Genomic DNA, 20,775 nt, shown 5'->3' with positions numbered 1-20,775 from the left:
CCGGGCGTGGCCCGGCGATCAGTGCAGTCATAGCGTGGCCGCCGCACCCACATCATCGATGTCCCGATGCAGGATGCGGCGCACTTCCAGCACGGCCTGTGGCGATTCCTGCACGCTGTGTCCGGAGATGATGACCTTCTCCGACAGCGCCCCCGGCAGGTGCGCGCTCCAGTACGGCACCAGCCCATCGTCGGATTTCTCAAACGGCAGTTCCGGTTTGCGCTGGGCGATGATCGAGTGGTACTTCAGGCCCGCTTCGATCGGCAGCTGTGCGGCCGCCTTCACGAACGGATCGCTGGCCTTGAGGTTGTCGATGCTGTTGGGAATCTTCGGCTTGGCGGTACCGTCAACCTGCTGCTCGGCCTGCGCCAGCGCCAGGAACACATCCTCGAACTTGCCCAGGATGGTCAGCGGCAGGCGCACCAGGCGGCCGATCAGGCGGCCGACCCTGTTGCCGGCGATGTCGGTGCCCTGATGTGGAGCGGCGATGAAGATCGCCCGTTCCACATTCGGCTGCGCCTTGAAGTGCAGCAGCGGGCCCAGCTTGTTCTGCACCCGCTTCAGTCGTTCACCCTTCAGGTCATAGTTGGCCAGCAGGTCGTTCCACAGCACATCGCCCGAGTCGCTCACCAGCAGGCGGGCCAACACGCCGCCCATGCTGTGACCGATGTAGACCATGTCCTTCGATGCGCGCGTGCTGCCATCCGGGTCGAAATGCTTCAGCGTGTCGTTGAATGCAGTAGCGATCTCATAGCGGTTCAGCGCGATCGGCGCGTTGGTCGGGTAATACACCTGCCACACCTGGAACTGCTGGCGCAGCTCGGGATCGCCCATGATCTCGTTGGCCAGGTTCACCCACGCTTCCGGGCTGCTGGCCAGGCCATGCAGCATGAAGATGATGCGGCGGTTCGGATCCCACGGCTGCATCAGGTAGATGTGCGGCTCACCGATACCCTCGCTCATGCCGAACAGCGTGCGCAGCGATTGCCGGGCGAAGCCACTCTGCGCCAGCCACAGGCCGTAGGCGGCAGTAAAGTTGCCGGCCAGCGGCACCTGCTCGCCGTGCAGGGTGATGCGCTCGGTCGCTTCGGGCGAATAGGCGTCCAGCTCGACCCGGCGGGTACGCATCACGTCCTCCAGCGTGCTGCCCTCGAAGCGCAGCAGCGCGGTGACGTTGATCGAGGACATCTCGCTGAACTCCGGCACCGCATCATCATGGCGATGGCGGCGACCACGACGCGCATCGCTGTCGTCGTCCTGCCCGCCGTCCGCCTTCGGGCCATCTGCGGAGACCGCCGGAGTGACCAGCTTCGGCGGGTCCATCACCATCACCAGCTCCGCACCGAAACCGTCGCGTCGATAGGTACTGCGCAGGCCGACGAAGCTGACCGTACCGGCGGGTACCAGCTGCGCCGGAATGCTCTTCAGGGCCAGCTGCTGGTAGTTGGAGGCCAGCGACCAGCTGCCGACCGTGATCGGCTTCGTATAGTCCTCGCCGGCGAGCGCGGCGGCGCGCGCCCGCACGAACAGAACCACCGCGGCCTTCTCGGCTGCATAGTTGTAGTAGTCGCGCACCTGCGTCTGCCGGTCCTCGAACGCCCGATCGGACGGCGAACGGCCGCTGTAGAACAGGTAGGCGTAGGCATAGCGCGCCGCTTCCAGCCACGCATCCAGTGCCGCATCGCTCATCGGTGGATCCCCCGCCGCCGTCTTCTTCGGGGTCAGCGCCAGCGCTGCCTTCACCCACAGCTCCGACAACGCGGACAGCCGCTGTTCGACGTTGAGATCGTCGGTCATCAACAGCGTGCTGCGACAGACCACGAAGTCCTTCTCGCACTGCGACTCATCCAGCCCGGCTGCACTCAGCGTTTCCCGGGCCGCCGGGCTGAGCTTGCCGGTGTTGAGCACATCGGCACGCTTGTTGACCAGCGAGTCACTGGATTTCACCTGCTTGACGGTGACCATCGCGCAGCCGCTGCCGGCCAGCAGCATGAAGATCGCCAGCGACGCCGGCAGCACGCGCTGCCAGCGGGAAAGTATGGACATGAGCATCACTGCGGGTCCTGCTCGGTGCCGGGCACGCCCTGGCGGATCACGGTGGAAAAGTTGCCGCCGTCACCCAGGTCCAGCGCGCGCTGGGTGATCCGGCCCTTGGCATGCAGCACTGCGTACGGCACCCCCGGCGTCAATGCCCCGACCTCCTGCGCGTACTCGGCCAGATAGCCGGACAGCAGCAGGCGGTAGTCCAGCGGCAACCGCGGCGCGATATGCCTGGCCAGATCGAAGACGATGGTGGTGCAGTTGCTGGTCAGCGTGTTGTAGAAGCCGGGCTTTGCATCCAGCTCGCGTGCCTGCGCGATGTAGGCAGCGAACAGTTCCTTCAACTGTGCGCGGTCCATGCCATGCAGGCGGTACAGATAGACATCCTCGCCACGCGCGTTGGTACGCGTGCGGATGATGTCGGTCTCTTCGGAGGCCACCAGGGTCATCTCGAACTTGCGGAAGAATCCCCCCAGTGCCGAGAACGATTCCCCGCGTTCCTTGCGGATCTCCAGCGAGAACACGACATGGCGGCCATCGTCGAAGCCGAACGAGATCAGGGTGTGGGCGATCGCCGGCCCCATCCAGTACGAAAGCACCAGGTCGGCCGAACGCAGCTGGTCCAGGTCGTACGTGCGGCGCACCCAGCGCGCGTCATAGTCGGTTTCGCTGCGCCAGGTGAAATCGCGCACGTTGTCCAGCACCACATGCCGCCCATCGAAGGAGACCACGTGCAGGCGTTGCGCTACGTCATCGGCCCAGACGCGATCCTGGCGCGGGGTCAGCAGCATCCACCACCCCAGCGCCAGGGCCAGCGCCACGCCGAAGGCCATGCCGAGCCGTCGCGTGCCATGGCCACGGGCAACCCGCCAGGACGCCCACAGGGCGGACAGCACCCACAGTACCGCCACGGCCGACGCCAGCCAGCCCGGCCCCGGCAGCTGATAGAGCAGCAGGCCAGCCACCCACAGTGCCAGCAGTGCCATCACACTTCCTGTCATCCAACGTCCTGCGGCTTTCACTGGCGTCCTGTCGTGGTCCCGGGGGCGCATAGTTAGCCACAAGCGGGTTCGCCCTGGCATCTACGGCCCGTTCAGGCTGCTGGGTGCACCGTCTGCAACGCCGTTTTCCACATACCGTTCCCTCTTCCAGGAGCATCGATGGGCATTACCTCCGTGGCCGGTGTTGCGGTCCAACCCCAGCACAGCGCCCGCTGTCATTGCGGTACGGTCGAACTGCTGCTGGACCTGCCGGACGGCATCGTCGACCCGCGCCGCTGCGACTGTTCGATGTGCCGCCGCCGCGGCGCCATCGCCGCCAGCGTCGCCCTCGCAGGGCTGCAGGTGGTGCGAGGGCGGGACCATCTGCGGCTGTACCAGTTCAACACGCATGTGGCCGAGCACTACTTCTGCGATGTGTGCGGCATCTACACCCACCACCGTCGGCGTTCGAACCCCGACCAGTACGGCTACAACGTCGCCTGCCTGGAGGGCATCGATCCCTTCGCGCTGGGCGTGATTCCGGTCAGCGATGGCGTGAACCATCCGGCCGACCGCCCCGCCTAGTGCCGGGTACGGCGTGACGGCGCGGCGACCTTCTGCCAGGGCGCCATGCCGCTGCGGCCGGCCCGCGCGGGGCGTTTGCGCCAGGGCCGGCGTGGCGCGGGCTCCGCTTGAACGGGGCGCGGCGGAGGCGCGGGCCGGCGTGCAGGCCAGAGATGATCAAGCAGCCACATGGTCGGTCTCCGTGGGGGCGGGGACGATCAAGCGTGGACGCTGGCCTGCATAGCCGGCGTGAGGCATCGACGACGCCACGATGACAGGCGGCGAAGCCCTGCGCGCGCACCACGCCGCAGCCGCATCGCGGACTGGGCGGCACCTCTTGACGCCCGCGCTACAGTGATAATTCCCCTCCTGCTGCAGGTGCCCCCGGATGCCTTCGTTCTCCGATGCCCAGGCTGCGGCCCGCTATCACGTGGGACCGCTGCGGCAGGTACCTGGATTCCTCGGTCTGCAACAGATGGCCCACCTGCTGCTGGCCGAGCACGTGCCCGAGCACGGCGACGTGCTGGTGCTCGGCGCCGGTGGCGGCCTCGAGCTGAAGGCCTTCGCTGACGCCCACCCATACTGGCGCATGCTCGGAGTCGATCCGGCCGGCCCGATGCTGGCGCTGGCCCGCGAAACGCTCGGCACACGGATGAACCACGTGGAGCTGCTGGAGGGCTACATCGAGGATGCCCCGGCCACGATCTTCGATGGCGCCAGCTGCCTGCTGACCCTGCACTTCCTCGATATCGACCAGCGCCGGCATACCCTGCGCGAACTGCGCAGGCGGCTGCGTCCGGGCGCGCCATTGGTGGTGGCCCACCACAGCGTCCCGCAGGAGCCGGAGGCGAAGCTGCGCTGGTTGAGGCGCTATGCGGCCTTCGGCGAGGCTTCCGGCATTGCCCGTGCGGATGCACAGCGCGCGATCACCGCCATCGCCGAGCGCCTGCCGCTGCTGTCACCGGAACAGGAGGTGGAGGTGCTGCAGGAGGCAGGCTTCCAGGACATCGAGCTGTTCTACGCCGGATTCACCTTCAAGGGCTGGGTCGCCTACGCGGCCTGATGAACCTGCAGAGCCGGCGCTCGCCCGGCCGGCCCCCGCACCTCGCACTTTCCAAGGCCGCCCGGGAGAAGGGGCTCCCGTGCGTCGATCCGGAATGCACGTTATTGCATGTTCATGCACGAATATGCACACTTATCCCATGAACGCCGATTCCAGCCCCCTCCCCGCCGAACGTACCCGGCAGATCCTCGAGGAACTGCGCCAGCAGGGCCGCGTGATCGCCGCGGAACTGGCGCGTCGTTATGCGGTTTCCGAAGATTCGATCCGCCGCGACCTGCGTGAACTGGCCGCCCAAGGCCTGTGCCAGCGCGTGTACGGCGGCGCCGTGCTGCCGCCGCCGAAGGAGCGCCCGCTGCGCGAGCGCCTGACCCGTGATCGTGGCGACAAGGCCGAACTGGCCGCGCGCGTCTGTGCCCTGCTGCAACCTGGGCAGGTGGTGCTGCTCGATGCCGGTTCGACCAACCTGGCCATCGCCCAGCAGTTGCCGCCCGAACTGGCACTGACGGTGATTACCAACGCGCCGCAGATCGCCACCGCCGCCAGCGTGCATGAAGGCACTTCCGTGCAGCTGATCGGCGGCCGCCTGGCCAGCGGCGGCGGGGCGGTCGGTGCTGAAGCACTGGCCCAGGTGCAGCGCCTGCGCGCCGACGTGTACCTGCCCGGCCCGTGCGCGGTGGACGGCGACACTGGTGTGTGGGCGATGGACGCCGAAGAGGCCACATTGAAGCGCGCCATGGTGGCCTGCAGCAGCCGCGTCATTGTCGCCGCCACCACCGAAAAACTCGGTGCCCGTGGCCACTGGCAGATCGCCGGCCTCGACGAGATCGACGACCTGGTGCTGACCACATCAGCCCCGCCCGCACTGGCAGCGCGCTTCCTCGCTGCCGGTATTGCGGTGCACCCCACCCCGCCCTGACCGAACCGCCCATGTCCGTTGCCTACCGCGCGCGTGCCGAACAGCACGCGACCCGCGCTGCATTCTTCATTCCCGGTTTCGCCACGGCACTGTGGGCGACGCTGGTACCGTTCGCCAAGGCACGCGCGGACCTCAACGACGCCACGCTCGGCGTGGTGCTGCTCTGCCTGGGTGCCGGTTCGCTGCTGGCGATGCCAGTGGCGGGCGTTCTGGCCGCGCGGCTGGGCTGCCGCCGGGTGATGGTGGCCAGTACGCTGTTGATCTGCCTCACCGTGCCGGGCCTGGCCCTGGCCGGTTCAGCGTGGCTGCTGGGCCTGGTGCTGTTCGTGTTCGGTGCCGCGGTAGGCGCGATGGACTGCACGATGAACGTGCAGGCCGTGGTGGTCGAGCGCGAAGCGCGACGTGTGATGATGTCCGGCTTCCACGCCTTCTTCAGCATCGGCGGCTTCCTGGGCGCGGCAATGATGACCGTGCTGCTGTCCCTGCAGCTGCCACCGCTGGCATCGGTGCTGATCGGCGTGGGCGCGATGCTGCTGGCGATGCTGCTGTCGGCGTCGTACTGGCACCGCGAGCGCATGCCGCAGGACACGCCGATGCTGGCCATGCCGCACGGCATCGTGCTGTTCATCGGCGTGCTGGCCTTCGTCGCGTTCCTCGGCGAAGGCGCGATGCTGGACTGGAGCGCGGTCTTTCTCAGTGACGTGCGCAGCGTCGATGCGCGCATGGCTGGCATCGGCTATGTGATCTTCACCCTGACCATGACCGTGGCCCGCCTGCTCGGCGATGCACTGGTGGCGCGGGTGGGACGCGAACGCGCCATCGTGTTCGGTGGCCTGCTCGCGGCCAGTGGCGTGCTGGTGCTGACGCTTGTCACGCCCTGGCAGGTCTCACTGGCCGGTTATGTGCTGGTCGGCCTCGGCTGCGCCAACATCGCGCCGGCGCTGTTCTCGCTGGCCGGCCACCAGACCCGCATGCCCGGCGCGCTGGCGATCACCGCCGTGTCCACGCTGGGCTTTGCCGGCATTCTCGCCGGCCCGGCACTCATCGGCTTCGCCGCCAATCATTTCGGCCTGATCGCTGCATTCATCGGTGTGGCCATCGCGCTGCTGCTGGTGGCGGTGTCCACGCGCTGGCTGCGGGTGTAGCGCGCGGCATCAACGGCGCCGACGCCGGACCTTCATCCGCAATCGTCGATAACCGATCACCGTAGCCGTCGCGCACAGCGCGGTGCCGGCGGTGCTCAACAGCAGCAGCACGCCCAGCCGGGCCGTCTCCTGCCGCAGCATTGCCGGCAGGTCCCAGCTGTGCAGGAAGTAGAACAGCCAGCGCCCGACGCGCTCACGATGCCCCAGGGTCAGCAGTGGATCGCCGCTGGCCAGATCGAAGTAGACGCGCGTCGCCTCGGCATCACCGAAGTCCGCCACCGCCACCGGGAAGCGGCGCACCGCCGCGCCGTTCATCGCCTCCGGCGCACGTGGATAGAAATAGGCATCCGCTGCATGCAGTAGTGCGAACCGATGCATCGGCGCGGCAGACATCGCCTGCGCCTTCTGCTGCAGCCATGCCACCGGCAGCAGCTGCATCATCCGAAGATGCCCTTCGTCTGCGGATACGATGCGCGTATCGCCCTGCCCGTCCAGCAGCAGCGCGAACAGCTCACCGCCGATGCGCCGCCACTGGATCTCCACCGGCATGAACAGCCCATCATGGGCCGCAGCCAGCAGCGCTGCCGGTTCGCCCAGTGCGCCATTCACCGCCACCGCATCGCCGCGATACTGCGCCGTGTCGATCGCCGCGCGCGTACTGCTGAACACGCCCAGCGGATTCATCGACATCAGCCCGCTGAAGATCCAGGTGAACACGAACGCCGCAGCCGCCAGACCGATCAGATGATGCCAGCGCATCCACGGCTCGACGTACGGCGTCTTCGCACCGGAACGATAGTGGCCAGCGAAGCGCCAGCGCCACACCCCCACCACGATGCCGCTCACCGCCGCCACCGTGCACAGTGCGGACAACACGATCACCACCCACGTCCACACCGGGTCCACCGATTGCATGCGCAGGAAGTACAGCCAGTGCAGCCAAGCGCCCACATAGTTCCAGCGCTGCTGCACATGCGGTGCATCCAGCACCACTTCGCCGGTGCGAGAAGACACATACAGGTCACCCGGCCGCGCACCGCCCACCTCGACCCGGTACAGCGGCCGATGCGCATCCAGCGCACGCGAATGCGTCCAGCGGTCCTCATCCACGCGCATCGCACCCACGAATGCCGGGCCGCCGGCAAACTGCGCCGCCGAGGCTTCGGCGCGCTGTGCCGATACTGGCAGCAGGACCTGCCCGGTGCGCGCCGACCAGGCTCCCACGTGGCTGCCACTACGCACCACATAGGCGGGCTCGCCACGCAGCGTGGTCAGCGCCACGCTTTCCGGCTCAGCCTGCACGGCCGCTGGCAACGCCGACAGTCCCAGCAGCCCATGCGCGTCTCCCAGCACCGGCAACGCCGCCAGCCGCTCGCCGGGCGTCAGCTTCGGGTAGCCGACGAACAGCATCACCATGCCGCTGACAAACCACAGCAGCATCAGCAGGCATCCGCCGATGCCCAGCCAACGGTGCACCAGGTAGGTCCAGCGCTTGGCAGTGGATCGCAGCGACATGGTGTGCGTCCTCAGAAGCGATGGTCGAGCGTGAACTCGACGCGGCGGTCCGCACCCAGCAGCCACTGCGTGCTGGTGTAATACGCCGTCGCGTAGTACGCCTTGTCGAACACGTTGAACAGGCGCGCGCTCACCCGCGTGCGCGGTGCCGCCTGCCAGGTCAGCGCCAGATCGGTGGTGCTGTAGCCCGGCAGCTCCAGGGTGTTGGCGTTGTCGGCGTAGCGCTTGCCGACGTAACGCGCACCGCCGGCCACGGTCCAGTCCGGCAGGACCTGCCAGCTCAGCCACACATTGGCCAACCGCTCGGCCACGTTCGGCGGCACGTTGCCATCGCGCGAGACCAGCACGGCCGGCGAACCGGTGGTTTCCAGGAAGTCCTCGAACTCGGCCTTCAGCGCCGTCGCGTTGGCATCGAGCGTCCATTGCGGCGCGAAATTCCAGTTCAAGGACGCCTCGATTCCGCGTGAGGTCTGCGCGCCCACCTGCACCCGACGATCCGGCAGCAGCGGATCACGGCTGAGCAGCCCGGTCTTGCGGATCCGGTACGCCGCCAGCGTCCACTCGCCACCGTCGAAGGCCTGCTTCAGGCCGAGTTCGACCTGACGCCCCTTGGCCAGGTCGAAGGCACCGTTGGCCGGACTGATCATCAACAGGCCGCTGACCGGGTCGGCCGCCTGCGAATACTGCGCGTACAGGCTCAGCGTCGGCTGCAGCGCGAATACCGTGCCTGCTCGCCAGCCGGTGCTGCTGTAGGTCTTCGAGAATGCCTTCTGGCCGCTGATCAGATCGGTACGATCAATGCGCGCGCGGTCGTGGCGCAGCCCGCCCAGTACCGACCAGCGCTCGCTCAGGGCCAGCCGGTCTTCCACGAACAGTGCGTACTGCTCGGCACCGTTGCGGTAGCGCGGCAGGTTCGGCGCATCGCTGGCAAACTGCCCCGGCACCGGATGGAACGGATCGACCGGGCCGGAGCTGCCGGCATAGGTGTTGTTGGTGTGCTTGAAGTGCGCGCGGTTGGCATCCATCCCCAGCGCGAAACTGTTGGCAAGACCGCCCACCTCACCCTGCACGCGCAGCGTCGAGGTCAGCCCGGTCTGGTCCTGGTTATGGGTGATCTGGGTATTGCCGGAGCGATCGATCAGCCCGGTGCGTGGGTTGTAGACATAGGCCTCGGCATTGCGCCAATCGCGCTGGCTGTCGATCTGGTAGAGGCGCGTGCGCCATTCCACGTTCGCATTCGGTGTCCACAGCGCATCAAGCTGGGTCCAGCGGTCGCGGTAGCGGATCTCGCTGTCGTCCACGTTGTAGTTGCGGTGGCGCAGCGCTTCCAGCTGGCGGCCCTCGACCAGCGGCGTGCCGAAGTAGCGCATCGGCTGCTGGTAGCCTTGCGCATGGGTGAGCGTCAGCTGCAGATCCGCACGCGGCTGCCACAGCAATGCCCCGGAGAAAGTCGCGTCACTGTTGCGACCACGGTCCACCCAGCCACCGCTGTAGTTGCCACTCACATCCAGCCGGTAGGCCAGCTCGGGGGTCAGCGCGCCACCACTGCCGAAGCCCAGGCGCGCGGTGTCCTCGCTGCCCACCGTCACACTGATCTCGTTCTCGACGGCACCGCGCGAAGGCTTCTTCGGCACGATGTTGATCACACCGCCGATCGCACCGTCGCCGTGGATCACCGAGGCCGGCCCGCGCAGCACTTCGATGCGCTCGATGGACCAAGTATCGAACGGGAACGTGATGCCGACGCCCCCGTACTGGCGCAGCCCGTCGTACAGGCGCATCACCGACGCCCCATCGGTGAAACCCCGGCTGGACAGTGCGCTGAGGCCATTGCCCGGATGCGGCATCGCGCTGATCGCACCCGCGCGGCTGATCGCATCGTTGAGGTTGGAGTCACCGCGCTGCTCCAGCTGGTCGCGGTCGATCACGGTGAGGGCCGCAGGTGTCTGCAGCACGTTCAGGCCCAGCGCGGAACCTGCGCCGGGGGTGGCCGACAGCGCACCGTGCCGGGTATCGACCACGCGTACGGTGTCCAGGGTGGTCGGGCCCGCCACTTCGGCACGGGCAGGTGCAACAGGCAGGGCGCAGGCGCACAGCGCCGGCAGCGTCGCCCAACGCAGGGCAACGCGCTTCGGATGTCTTTTCATTTTTTCACGGCATGCAATGCCACCCCGCACTGCGGGGCAGCAGGAAGGAAAGCGCACGCGGTAGCGTCAGGCCATGCCTGGCGGCTTCCATCAGAGGGAATGCACGGCCGCGTGCGCGGCTCAGCCCGCCAATGCCGCCGGTGGTCCCCGCGCCCCGAGGGTTCCCGCCAGGCGCGCGGGCACTGCCAGCACAGCGCCCAGCCGCGCCCGGCAGACCGGCGCCAAGGGCACCAGCAGCAGGAACGTCGCCACCAGCAGGGTGATCAGCCGCGCCGCGATCAGGCAGTAATCGCAATCCACGCCCATTTCATGGTCGGCGTGTGGATCGGCGGGCGGATTCTTCGCGGCCTCATCGTGCGGCGTCGCCATCGCATGATGGTCGTGATGGCCTTCCATCGTGTGCTGCGCATGCAGCGAATGATCCATCGCCGCCACCGGCGCCGCCGCTGCCACGCGGCCATGCGCCACCCAGCGGCTCACCAGCGGGGCAAGCAGCACCAGCAGCAGGGCGAGCCATGCCAGGGCCTGGAACCGGCGGTGGAATCGGGGGCGGTGCACCCGGGCATTCTACGGCGCGGCGCCGCAACCTTGGACCACGTTCAGGGTTTTGCCCCTGCGACAGGGTGACGCAGGGCTGCCCTTCCCCGCGCACGTCCTCCATTCAGTAGATCCACGCCATGCGTGGATGCTTTTCGCGCATCAACTCACGTACTGGGCCACACCATTACCGAACGACCAATTTTCCCGCTTCACTTCCACCAGATTGATGAACACATCCTCGCGGCGGATGCCCACCGCCGCATGCAGTCCATCGGCGATGCCGGCGTACAGCGCCTTCTTCTGCTCCAACGTACGCCCCTCGTTCCAAGTGATCTGGATGCAGATCAAGTCATCGGTACGGTCCACATCCAGGTAACCCGGGTCGTAGATCAGCGTGCCAGGGGCGTGCTCCTGGAGGATCTGGAAGCGATCGTTTTCCGGCACGCCCACCGCGCGCATGGCCTGGTAGATGGTTTCACCGACGCGTTGCAGGTAGTCGGCGGATTTACCTTTGCGAAGATCGATGCGGGCGAGCGGCATGGTGGCACTCCAGAGTGGATGGGCACGGCAACGGGCTGAGACTACGCCTGCCCGGGGCGGTGGGACAGCGCAGGGATGGAACCTTCTGGCTCCATGCGTGGCATGGTCCCGCCTCCGCCGCGCGGGGTGACGTGATTGCCGTGGCGGCGCCGCTCTGGAGTCGCCTCGTGCACGGTCGGCAGGGGCGGCGATGCGCGCCATCAGTGATGGGCCGCACTACTCGCAGGTGTCGGACGGCACACAACGGGAAATGTCTGCCCTGCCTAGGGACGGTTGAGAACTTTCCTTACAGACCGATGTGATTGCCCGGCTTGAAGATCGCCGCGCCGAGGCAAGACGCCTTGGCCGGGATTGGCGTCTCGAATAAACGAACAGGCTCACAGGATGTTGCGATATCGATCGCAGCAAAGAGAATGCACCGATTGCCTTCAATGGCGGGCGGTGCGTGGGGATCGCAAGATCCGCCGGGCCTTTTCTCCCTGTGAGCTTTTCAGCCTTGGTACGCCAACCCGCACCGTCCGCCACCTTCACTCCGGAAGGTGGCCTTACGCCAATGAGGGTTTAGCCATGACCAACCGCACCGCCATCCATTCCCGCCTGCACGCCCTGATCGGCGACGTCGCAGCCGACGTGCCCGAAGACCTCGCGCGTGAGATCGAGTGCGCGCTGAACGAAGATCAAGCCTCTACTACTGGATCTTCCTTTCTGGAACGATTGAATGCAATTCGGCAGGGCGATTGCGCAGATGGACGAGGCTGGACGGGAGAGGCTCTTGGGTCGAGGGAAATGGCTTCAATCAGCCGATCAGTAAACGGTCTTGAGACAATCTTGGATGTGCTCCACGCAGCATCGCGCACCCATTCGGATGGATTGCCCAGCGAACACATCGGTGACTTCTACAGCGATGGACTGATCCTAGCCGCCAGGCAAATAGTGTGTGCGTTGCGGATTGCCGTAGACCGCTCCCGTACAATGCCGACCTAGACGGAGAGCCTTGAAGGAATCAACTACGAGGCCACTTCTGGCCCGTGCTCGCTATCCGGTCAGGTAGCCCATTCGCCCGATGTCATAGGTAAAATGCACCGAACCGGAGATCCTATGTCATTCGATACACCACTCAGATACCCCGGCGGCAAAGGCAGACTTGCGATCTGGCTAAGGGACGTGCTTCGCGCAAATGACCTCACGCGCGGAACGTATATTGAACCATACGCCGGGGGTGCTGGAGCTGCGATTTCGCTCCTTGTCAATAGACACGTAGATCGCATCCACATCAATGATATAGACCCAGCAATCTATCTCTTCTGGAAGAGCGTAGTTGAACGCCCGCGCGAGCTCGCAAGCCTTGTCCGCAACGCAGAGATTTCAGTTGATACCCGCCAGGCCGCGAAAAATATCATCCGCAATCCCAGCAATTACGACGAGACAACGATAGCGTTCTCGACGCTGCTACTCAACAGAACCAGTCGCTCTGGCATCCTTTCTGGAGGTCCGATTGGAGGAACACTGCAAAAAGGAAAATACAAGATAGATGCAAGATTCAACAGAGAAGCAATTGCCTTAAGAATAGAAAAAATAGCATCGTTGCGAAAAAAAATAACGGTAACAAATGAGGATGCAAAACATCTTATCGAATATACCGGGAGACAGCGCAGAAAGACAATAATCTACTGCGACCCTCCCTACTTCATCAAGGGATACCAGCTATATAGAAATCATTACCAACAAGCGGATCATGAAAATTTCGCAGCGATCGTGAAAAGTCTAAAATGCCCTTGGATTGTGACTTATGACGACCACCCCGAAATTGAAAGAATCTACCAGCCCTTCACCCCAACAAAGTTCAACCTTTTCTACTCAACGCACCTATCCAGAGAAAAATCGAGCGAACTACTTTTTCATGGAAATATAAGAATCCCTACCCCCCCTTTCCTTCATCGTTAGCTGATGCTCCTTCACCATCTCCAAAAAGATTCAATTGATAGGGCGCATTAGAAAGAACAAGCTTAAGACGCAACTCGCCACCACTTCTGGTGGCGGTGGCCTCCAAGCGCATAGGGTGACTTTGGCCAATTGGTGTTTCCAAATCAAACACCGGACGAACCAGCGAGAATTCTGGGCTAGAGACGGGCATTGACCACCTAATTATGCGCTCCGCCCCAACTCCGACTTTTCTTTTATCTATATTCACAACTGAATCGTGCTTCGGTATTTGCCGCACCGAACTTATGATCGGAAGATCTTCAACCTTCGACTCAAGTCCTTCTTCTGGAAGGGCAGTTAGTCTCGTCTGCAAAAGCATCAGACCTTGCGAGAACCCTCCTCTCGCATCCCTCTTTCGCCTCCTTACTCTCTCTACCGTAGCGCGATCTATGCCAAGTACGGACTCCACCCCCTCTACAACCTCAAGGAGATCGGCAAGCTCCTCAACGATTGAATCGGAATCCGATGCATCTACGACCTCCAGAGCTTCTTCGACCAATTTTTCCTTCAAAGCATGAAGAAGTGCATCACCTTTGAGGCGAACCAATTCAACCGCTTCGCCTTTCGATTCAATTGTGGCTGGAATATTGTCTCTGACCAGCTTGTTGAATTCGAACGTTTCATCGTCGGTCCCAACTTCGTCCACGCAGAGAACATCACAACCGGCTCTTTGCAAAGTATAGTAAACGTGCGAAAGCATTCCGCCTCGAAGCTCGACGCTATAGCCACGCTCTTTCACGACATCGGCTAGGCGATCAATGAACTTTGTATCGCGAACGATCGCACTATCCTTAGGAACGACAGCGACCCGAGAGACCCCGAGATGAACTTGCTCGTCGTTTCGCAAAGATTGCAAATCATCCTCACAAGTGATGGTAAAAATCTTGAAGGACTTTGAGATTTTCCCAAGACTACTGACTTCCGAGCTCTCCTGAGCACGCCACTCCTCATGGTACCAGGGAATTACCGCATCTCTCCCATCCTTGAGACCTATAAACCACATGACCACGACTGGATGCCCAGCGTAATCAGCAATCCTGCGAGTGGTTTGAGCAATTTCCTTTACCCAATCTTGGCTCGAAATACTTGGAGCCCAATCGTGTGGCCGAGCAACCTGATGAATATCCCATTGCCCCGCCGCGTTGGGAGCGATGAATTTTGATTTAAATCTAAAGCGCTCCAGTATTATATTGGCCCCAGCAACTTCATTCTTATTGCTTGAAACTTTCGCTACATCCACCTCAAACACATCATGAGGGAAATAGTACAAACCTTCCGGAATACCCCAGAGTGACTCAATACGAACCCGTCTCGCTCCAGGATATGATCTAGCCCATGCAGACGAAATAGCTGGAACGAAGTGATGCCCAATCAACGCAGCATTCACTTCAGCAACATCAATACCATTCAATTTTTCAAGAAAAACTTCTTCTAGCCATTTTTTTGCAGCCATTTCGTCACGCAGCTCATCGCTACGGGGGAGCATCTGACGACGCTCCTCAGGAATATCCTCCCCATCCGTACGAATGACAAAGGGACTCTTACAAAGCAGTTGCAGGTCGCTAAGCAGTGAATCAGGAACTCCCTGACCACTTTGAATCGAAGCGAGCAAATCGCGATCCTGGCACACATAAAACTTCGGCAACGAGTATCCAAGCTCTCTATAGAGTCTTGCATTTGCCAGCTTTCTGTATTTTACAAAATCATCTTCGCCAGCGATTTTAAAATGATTAAGCTGGTCATTTGATAGATCAGGGGCAAGTGGAGACTCTTTGACCAAGCTAGATGGTTTTATCCCAGAACCTCCATCCGCAGGTTCGCACTGGACAATCCAAATTCGCCCCCCGTCCCAAACCCACTCCCAATGCAGGCGCCGATCACCAGCCCAAGCAGCGACATAACGAAGCGTTCGATATATGTTTGCACGTAGCTCACAGGGCAAAGCAGGCGACAAATCAATGCCATCTCGCCACCTCCTGACTGCGACGCTTCCACAGCCGGCGATCTGCCCTGGACTCGGTTCAATTTCAGCCCGCCAATCCCTAGCCTTCTGCGAGACGCGCCGCTCATTCGAAAGGTGCCCTTTAGCGACCGTCCTCACCCGTCTCTGAACTATAAAGTGAACATTTTGGGACTTGGAAGCATCTGCAATCGCCGGCAATCGCCGAAGTGATCGGAGAGTCGAGGCAGCTTCTCCCAACGTCGTTGCTTCACTGTGGAGGGTGCCTCGTTCATCGATCCCCTCCTGGGTTCCGCTAGATCTCACTAGCACAGGATCTGTCGGTGCCATTCCGATCATTGAACCAGCAAGATTCAAGGATGCCTGAGAGGGAAAGCATCCAGCCGAAACGCAAAAGAAATCCGGAACCCAATCCTTGGGCACTCGAGACAAGCCGAATGCCTTCACACCCACCCGCTCGACACTAATCGATTCAATTGCGAATAAAACAGGCCCAGACTTTTCCAAAATTACAAGCCATTCCCGCAGCCGGTAAGATTTCATTCGTCTCAGTTCTTTCTTGGCTTCACGGCCGGATGGCCAAACAGAGTTTCCGCGACCTCCTGAAGCTTTCGCGAGGCACTATCCGCGAAGTATCCGACGATGAATCCCAGCGCAACATATGATGAACCACCGGATGCATAGCTTGTAGCAAAGCCAAATACGCCCGCATCCGTCAACGCACCTGATGCCAAAGCTAATCCACCTGACAGAAGCGGAGACGTATAGCGCCAGATCGCCCGATCCTGATTCCAGTAGCCGCGGGCGACAACTTTATACAGATATTTCAGCCCAAATAACGCGCCACCCAGAACGCCAGAAACGAGCAGGTACGAGTATTTCTTCAGCGTTGGCAACTGGCAATTGGGCTGGCACGTATCGACAAGGGCTCTTACGGAGCCTCCGTGCCAGACAATAAATAGAAGTGCAAGACAAATAGTAATAACAGAAACTACAAATATAGTTTCACGGCGAATTTTCTTTCTCGCTTCCTTATCTGGGTAGCGAGTCTGCCAATAGAGAAACTTTCGCTCATCGTCATTCAACACCTCGTCCTCGGGGCCGGGCGAGACAGACTCTCTCTTTGCCAAATTAGACCTCTCGGCCACCCCATCGTTGACGCCATATTGTTTGGTTCGGAGCAATTTCCGCCTAGCCCCAAAAGATCCCGATGCCGAACTCCTTGGCAAGTGGCTCATGATTACGCAGCCAAATCTTTCAACGAATTCATTTCAGCCCTCAGAATTTCAGCCGTACGCACACTTTCAGAACGATTTGGGTGAGTTCGGTAATTAAATTCTGACGGCCTGCCAAGATGGAGAGCTATAACCCGCCGAAAGAACTGAGAGCGCCCTTCACTGAGACATGCCAGCATTCCACGGGTTTCTCGACCGTTAAAGGCCGAAGCGACAAATAGATACTCAGCCTCTCCGGCCACCCTAGGGATTTCTCTAACAGGACACTCTATCCAGTCCAAATCAGCGTCGAAGCTACGACTAGCCTGCTCAAGGTCGAAGCTAACGGGAACAATATGAAGATGTGCGTGAGCAGTGCCACAACTTGTAAGTGAAGACGAAGAGGTACAACCATGCTCAAAAATGGCTACTCGACCAAACTTCGCCTCCACGACCCGCACTGCTCTTTCGACAAAAGCCAGGAAGTCATCGGTCTGCAGATGCAGACCTAGGTTCAAGCAGTGATTACGGGGCAGTACGAGGGACCAGCCCGGGACTAAGCCACCCACTGAGGCAAGCGCGAAGTTGTTCTCGTCTGCCATCCATGGCGAATCCAGTTCAGCATCTGTCAGCGCACCACCGGCGATGGCGCAGAACCTGCACTCTTGACTGGCGGCGAACTTAGACATGGTCTTCTCCTATCATCTAGCGCCACGATAGCGCTGCTCTGCACGCTTGGGAAGATGGTCATGAGCGTCAACTCAGCCTCTATCAATCAATTCACCGCAAAAGAAGCAACAAAAAAGCCCCCATTGCTGGAGGCTTTTTTCGTTCTGCAACATGGTGGGCGGTACAGGGATCGAACCTGTGACCCTTGCCGTGTGAAGGCAATGCTCTACCGCTGAGCTAACCGCCCGGTGTGTTGCTGAGCCGCTCATTATAGGAACTTTTCAGAGGCCGTCAACAGTTTTCACATTCGTCTTCACGGGTGTTTTCGAGGCGTGCCGCCGGGCGTGGCCCGGCGCTGCCTCACATCGTGTGGGTAGGCTTGTCCGAGCTGGTCAGGCCGGCCAGCTGGGTCTCGATCTTGTGGCGCACGCCCTCCCCTTCAGCGCCGTCTGCCAGCTGCACGCCGATGCCCGCGGTACGGTTGCCCTGCGCCCCTGCCGGGGTCACCCAGATCACCTTGCCGGCCACCGGCAGGCGCTCGCTGGAATCGGGCAGGGTCAGCAGCAGGAACACCTCGTCGCCGAGGAAGTAGCGCTTGGGCGTGGGCACGAAGATGCCGCCATTCTTCACGAACGGCATGTACGCGCTGTACAGCGCGGCTTTGTCCTTCACGGCCAGGGACAGGATGCCCTGGCGGGCGTTGCTGGCACTCATCGATTTCCCCTTGCGGCAGGCCGCTCGTTCACCTTGTTCCAGGCCAGCAGCAACTCGACCACCGCAAGGTCTGCACGCACCGTGGTGCGCAGCAGGTCGCGGGTGCGGTTGGCAGCGTCGAACCAGGCTGCCAGCTTGTGCAATCGCTCCGGCGCGGTCAAGGCGTCCGTGCTGGCCTGGGCCAGCGCCAGGTCGGCGGCGAAGCGCAGGCGCAGCGCCGCGTTGTCGTCACCGCACCATTTCTGCGCCAGCTCCACCGCGCCGGTCCTGCCGGTGGCCAGCTGCTCCAGGTCGCGGGCCACCTCACGGCGCAGGCTCAGCCCGTCCTCGCGCAGCCAGTTGTCGGCCTGGCCGGGATGGCCGCGCGCGGCGTCCAGCGCTTCGCGTGCGGAGGCGTCGCTGTGGCCCTGCTGCTGCAACCAGGCCAGCGCTTCCTCGTGCGGCGGCAGCTTGAACTCCAGGCGCTGGCACCGGCTGCGGATGGTCTGCGGCAGGCGTGCCGGGTCGCTGCTGATCAGCCACAGGTAGCGGCCGGGCTGCGGCTCTTCCAGCGTCTTGAGCAGTGCATTGGCCGCGGAGCGGTTGATCGCATCGGCCGGATCGACGATCACCACCTGGGCCACACCGTACTGCGGGGTCAATGCCAGTTTGTCGGTGATCTCGCGCACCTGCTCGATGACGATCTCGGTACGCAGCTTGTCGCCGCTCTTGTTCGGAATGAAGCTCACCAGCTGCAGGTCCGGGTGGGTACCGGCAGCGATCAGGTGGCGGGTGCGCGTGGCGTGCGCGGCATCGCCCTGCGCCAGCACGTGGTCGGCCAGCGCCAGTGCAACCTCGCGCTTGCCCAGCCCGGCCGGGCCGCAGATCAACAGGCCATGCCCCAGCCGGCCCGCGTCGAGCGCGGCCACGGTCTGATCGAATGCGCGCTGCTGCCAAGGCGAGAAGGTGCTCATGCGCCCTTTCCTTCCTGCAGCCAGCGCTCGACCTGCGCGATCACGTCGGCGGCCACGCGTTCCTGCACCTGGCCCGCGTCGATCACGGCGAAGCGCTGTGGGTCCTGCTGGGCGCGGCTGCGGAACACTTCACGCACGCGCTGGAAGAAATCGTCCTGCTCGCTCTCGATGCGGTCCGGCCACAGGTCGCGGCCATTGGCGCGCGCACGACCGACCGCCACGTCCACATCCAGCAGCAGGGTCAGGCCCGGCAACAAGCCAACGGCACGGCGCTCCAGCTCGGCAATCCACTGCGGGTCCAGGCCACGTCCCCCTCCCTGGTAGGCGTAGCTGGAATCGGTGAAGCGATCACTCAGCACGTAGGCACCGCGCTGCAGGGCCGGCTGGATCACCTCCCGCACGTGCTGCGCGCGGGCGGCGAACACCAGCAGCAGCTCGGCCTCGGCGCTGAGCGGCTCGGCGGCGATCTCGGCATCGGGCTTCAGTATCAGGCTGCGGATGCGCTCGGCCAGCGGCGTGCCGCCCGGTTCACGCGTCAGCACGACCTCATGGCCATGCTGGCGCAGGCACGCGCGGATGGCATTGATCGCAGTGGTCTTGCCGGCGCCTTCGCCGCCTTCCAGGCTGACGAAACGTGGGTGGCGTAGCAGCGCGGGACTCATTGCGCCGGGGTCTCCTGGGTGCGTTGCTGGCGCAGCTGCTGCAGGTAGCGCGCTACCGCAGCGTTGTGCTGGTCCAGGCTGGACGAGAACACGTGCGCGCCACTGCCATCGCCAACGGCGACGAAATACAGTGCATCCCCCGCTGCCGGCTGTGCCGCGGCCATCAGGGCGTCGCGGCTGGGCATGGCGATGGGGGTCGGGGTCAGGCCCGCACGGGTATAGGTGTTGTAAGGCGTATCGGTGGTCAGGTCGCGGCGGCGGATGTTGCCGTCATAGGCCGCGCCGATGCCATAGATCACGGTGGGATCGGTCTGCAGGCGCATGCCGATCTGCAGGCGGCGCATGAACACGCCGGCAATCTGCGGGCGCTCGCTGGCCAGCGCGGTTTCCTTCTCGATGATCGATGCCAGCGTCAGCAGCTCGTACGGCGTGTTGATCGGCAGGTCCGGTGCACGGCTCTGCCAGGCCTCGTCCAGCGCCTTTTCCATTGCCGCATGCGCACGCTTGAGCACATCCACGTCGCTGTCACCGCGCTGGTAGATGTAGGTCTCCGGCAGGAACCGGCCTTCCGGATGCTGGCCGCCGAAGCCCAGGCGCTGCATCAGTGCCGCATCATCAAGATCATCGGTGGTGTGCAGCAGTGGATCGGCACGCTTCAGCGCCGCGCGCAGCTGGCGGATGTTCCAGCCTTCGATGATGGTGACGCGGTGCTGCAGGACCTTGCCGGCGCGCATGCGCAGCAGCAGCTCGCGCGGGGTCAGCTGGCTGTCCAGCGCGTACTCACCCACCTTCAGCTTGCCGGCGGCGTCGAGCTGGCGTGCCAGCAGCTGCCACTGTGCGTCCTGGCCTTCGTCCACGCCCGCCTCGCGCAGCTTGCGCAGCACGGTGTTCAGGCCATCGCCGCTGGCGATCACCACGGTCTCTGCGGAGGGGGAGATCCGGGCATCGGCGAACTGGGTCTGCTTGTAGAAGAACCACGCGCCCGCGCCGGCCACGACCGCGACCAGCACCACCAGCAGCGTTACCACGAACAGACACCCGCGCTTGGCTCCCGCCATGGATTACCTCAGAACTCGATTCCGTCGTGCAGGATACCGTGCCGGTGGTGTGGGGTCATGGCCGGATGAGGCGCTCAACCCCGCTTCGCTCGCCGGGCATGGCCCGGCGGTG

The 20,775-nt window shown here is 63.0% G+C and carries 19 protein-coding genes and 1 tRNA gene; 6 read left to right on the top strand and 14 right to left on the bottom strand.

Annotated elements, in window-relative coordinates:
• Nucleotides 1-27: 27 nt before the first annotated feature.
• Nucleotides 28-2,052 (bottom strand): alpha/beta hydrolase, encoded by a 2,025-nt coding sequence (locus tag N7367_RS03065; RefSeq protein WP_279941700.1) that lies wholly within the window; start codon nucleotides 2,050-2,052, stop codon nucleotides 28-30.
• Nucleotides 2,052-3,026 (bottom strand): DUF4105 domain-containing protein, encoded by a 975-nt coding sequence (locus tag N7367_RS03060; protein ID WP_053519243.1) that lies wholly within the window; start codon nucleotides 3,024-3,026, stop codon nucleotides 2,052-2,054. The genes N7367_RS03065 and N7367_RS03060 overlap by 1 nt, the downstream gene beginning before the upstream one ends.
• Before the next feature lie 174 nt (nucleotides 3,027-3,200).
• On the opposite strand from N7367_RS03060, the gene N7367_RS03055 reads away from it, so the two are divergent.
• From N7367_RS03055 to N7367_RS03040, 4 genes are all read left to right on the top strand, one after another.
• Nucleotides 3,201-3,605, top strand: coding sequence for a GFA family protein (locus N7367_RS03055; RefSeq protein ID WP_053519241.1), 405 nt, complete (start codon nucleotides 3,201-3,203; stop codon nucleotides 3,603-3,605).
• Between the two features lie 367 nt (nucleotides 3,606-3,972).
• Nucleotides 3,973-4,647: a class I SAM-dependent methyltransferase gene (locus N7367_RS03050; RefSeq protein ID WP_279941699.1), complete on the top strand. Its 675-nt coding sequence runs from the start codon at nucleotides 3,973-3,975 to the stop codon at nucleotides 4,645-4,647.
• Nucleotides 4,648-4,786: 139 nt separating this feature from the next.
• Entirely contained in the window at nucleotides 4,787-5,563 is a 777-nt protein-coding gene (locus N7367_RS03045; RefSeq protein WP_065175969.1) for a DeoR/GlpR family DNA-binding transcription regulator, read from the top strand.
• 11 nt (nucleotides 5,564-5,574) lie between these two features.
• A complete protein-coding gene (locus N7367_RS03040) occupies nucleotides 5,575-6,708 on the top strand; it encodes an MFS transporter (RefSeq protein WP_279941698.1) in 1,134 nt (377 codons plus the stop codon).
• Nucleotides 6,709-6,717: 9 nt separating this feature from the next.
• Here the strand turns inward: N7367_RS03040 and N7367_RS03035 are convergent, their stop codons facing one another.
• From N7367_RS03035 to N7367_RS03020, 4 genes are all read right to left on the bottom strand, one after another.
• Nucleotides 6,718-8,223 carry a PepSY domain-containing protein gene (locus N7367_RS03035; protein WP_279941697.1) on the bottom strand — a complete coding sequence of 502 codons (1,506 nt, stop codon included), beginning with the start codon at nucleotides 8,221-8,223 and terminating at the stop codon, nucleotides 6,718-6,720.
• A gap of 11 nt (nucleotides 8,224-8,234) precedes the next feature.
• Nucleotides 8,235-10,370 (bottom strand): TonB-dependent receptor, encoded by a 2,136-nt coding sequence (locus N7367_RS03030; protein ID WP_279941696.1) that lies wholly within the window; start codon nucleotides 10,368-10,370, stop codon nucleotides 8,235-8,237.
• A gap of 120 nt (nucleotides 10,371-10,490) precedes the next feature.
• Complete coding sequence (locus tag N7367_RS03025; protein ID WP_253118943.1) at nucleotides 10,491-10,877, bottom strand: DUF2946 family protein; 387 nt, start codon at nucleotides 10,875-10,877, stop codon at nucleotides 10,491-10,493.
• 192 nt (nucleotides 10,878-11,069) lie between these two features.
• Nucleotides 11,070-11,450, bottom strand: coding sequence for a tautomerase family protein (locus tag N7367_RS03020; RefSeq protein ID WP_279941695.1), 381 nt, complete (start codon nucleotides 11,448-11,450; stop codon nucleotides 11,070-11,072).
• Between the two features lie 567 nt (nucleotides 11,451-12,017).
• Here N7367_RS03020 and N7367_RS03015 point away from each other — a divergent pair.
• Nucleotides 12,018-12,434, top strand: coding sequence for a hypothetical protein (locus tag N7367_RS03015; RefSeq protein ID WP_279941694.1), 417 nt, complete (start codon nucleotides 12,018-12,020; stop codon nucleotides 12,432-12,434).
• 114 nt (nucleotides 12,435-12,548) lie between these two features.
• Nucleotides 12,549-13,394, top strand: a complete 846-nt coding sequence (locus tag N7367_RS03010) for a DNA adenine methylase (RefSeq protein ID WP_279941693.1) — start codon at nucleotides 12,549-12,551, stop codon at nucleotides 13,392-13,394.
• On the opposite strand, the gene N7367_RS03005 is transcribed toward N7367_RS03010, so the two are convergent.
• From N7367_RS03005 to mltG, 8 genes are all read right to left on the bottom strand, one after another.
• Entirely contained in the window at nucleotides 13,369-15,213 is a 1,845-nt protein-coding gene (locus N7367_RS03005; RefSeq protein WP_279941692.1) for a nucleoside triphosphate pyrophosphohydrolase, read from the bottom strand. The genes N7367_RS03010 and N7367_RS03005 overlap by 26 nt on opposite strands.
• A 728-nt stretch (nucleotides 15,214-15,941) precedes the next feature.
• Complete coding sequence (locus N7367_RS03000; protein ID WP_279941691.1) at nucleotides 15,942-16,478, bottom strand: hypothetical protein; 537 nt, start codon at nucleotides 16,476-16,478, stop codon at nucleotides 15,942-15,944.
• 155 nt (nucleotides 16,479-16,633) lie between these two features.
• Nucleotides 16,634-17,296, bottom strand: a complete 663-nt coding sequence (locus N7367_RS02995) for a hypothetical protein (RefSeq protein WP_279941689.1) — start codon at nucleotides 17,294-17,296, stop codon at nucleotides 16,634-16,636.
• A 152-nt stretch (nucleotides 17,297-17,448) separates the two neighbouring features.
• A tRNA-Val gene (locus tag N7367_RS02990) sits at nucleotides 17,449-17,523 on the bottom strand.
• A 113-nt stretch (nucleotides 17,524-17,636) separates the two neighbouring features.
• Entirely contained in the window at nucleotides 17,637-17,990 is a 354-nt protein-coding gene (locus N7367_RS02985) for a PilZ domain-containing protein (protein WP_053520428.1), read from the bottom strand.
• Nucleotides 17,987-18,943: a DNA polymerase III subunit delta' gene (locus tag N7367_RS02980; protein ID WP_111187151.1), complete on the bottom strand. Its 957-nt coding sequence runs from the start codon at nucleotides 18,941-18,943 to the stop codon at nucleotides 17,987-17,989. The genes N7367_RS02985 and N7367_RS02980 overlap by 4 nt, the downstream gene beginning before the upstream one ends.
• Nucleotides 18,940-19,605, bottom strand: a complete 666-nt coding sequence (tmk, locus tag N7367_RS02975) for a dTMP kinase (RefSeq protein ID WP_065182455.1) — start codon at nucleotides 19,603-19,605, stop codon at nucleotides 18,940-18,942. Before tmk ends, N7367_RS02980 begins: the two co-directional genes overlap by 4 nt.
• Nucleotides 19,602-20,663: an endolytic transglycosylase MltG gene (gene mltG, locus N7367_RS02970; RefSeq protein WP_065175958.1), complete on the bottom strand. Its 1,062-nt coding sequence runs from the start codon at nucleotides 20,661-20,663 to the stop codon at nucleotides 19,602-19,604. Before mltG ends, tmk begins: the two co-directional genes overlap by 4 nt.
• Between the last annotated feature and the right edge of the window lie 112 nt (nucleotides 20,664-20,775).

This window comes from Stenotrophomonas sp. GD04145 (assembly GCF_029835135.1).
Taxonomy (GTDB): domain Bacteria; phylum Pseudomonadota; class Gammaproteobacteria; order Xanthomonadales; family Xanthomonadaceae; genus Stenotrophomonas; species Stenotrophomonas maltophilia_P.
This window is presented reverse-complemented; position numbering and strand designations above follow the sequence as displayed.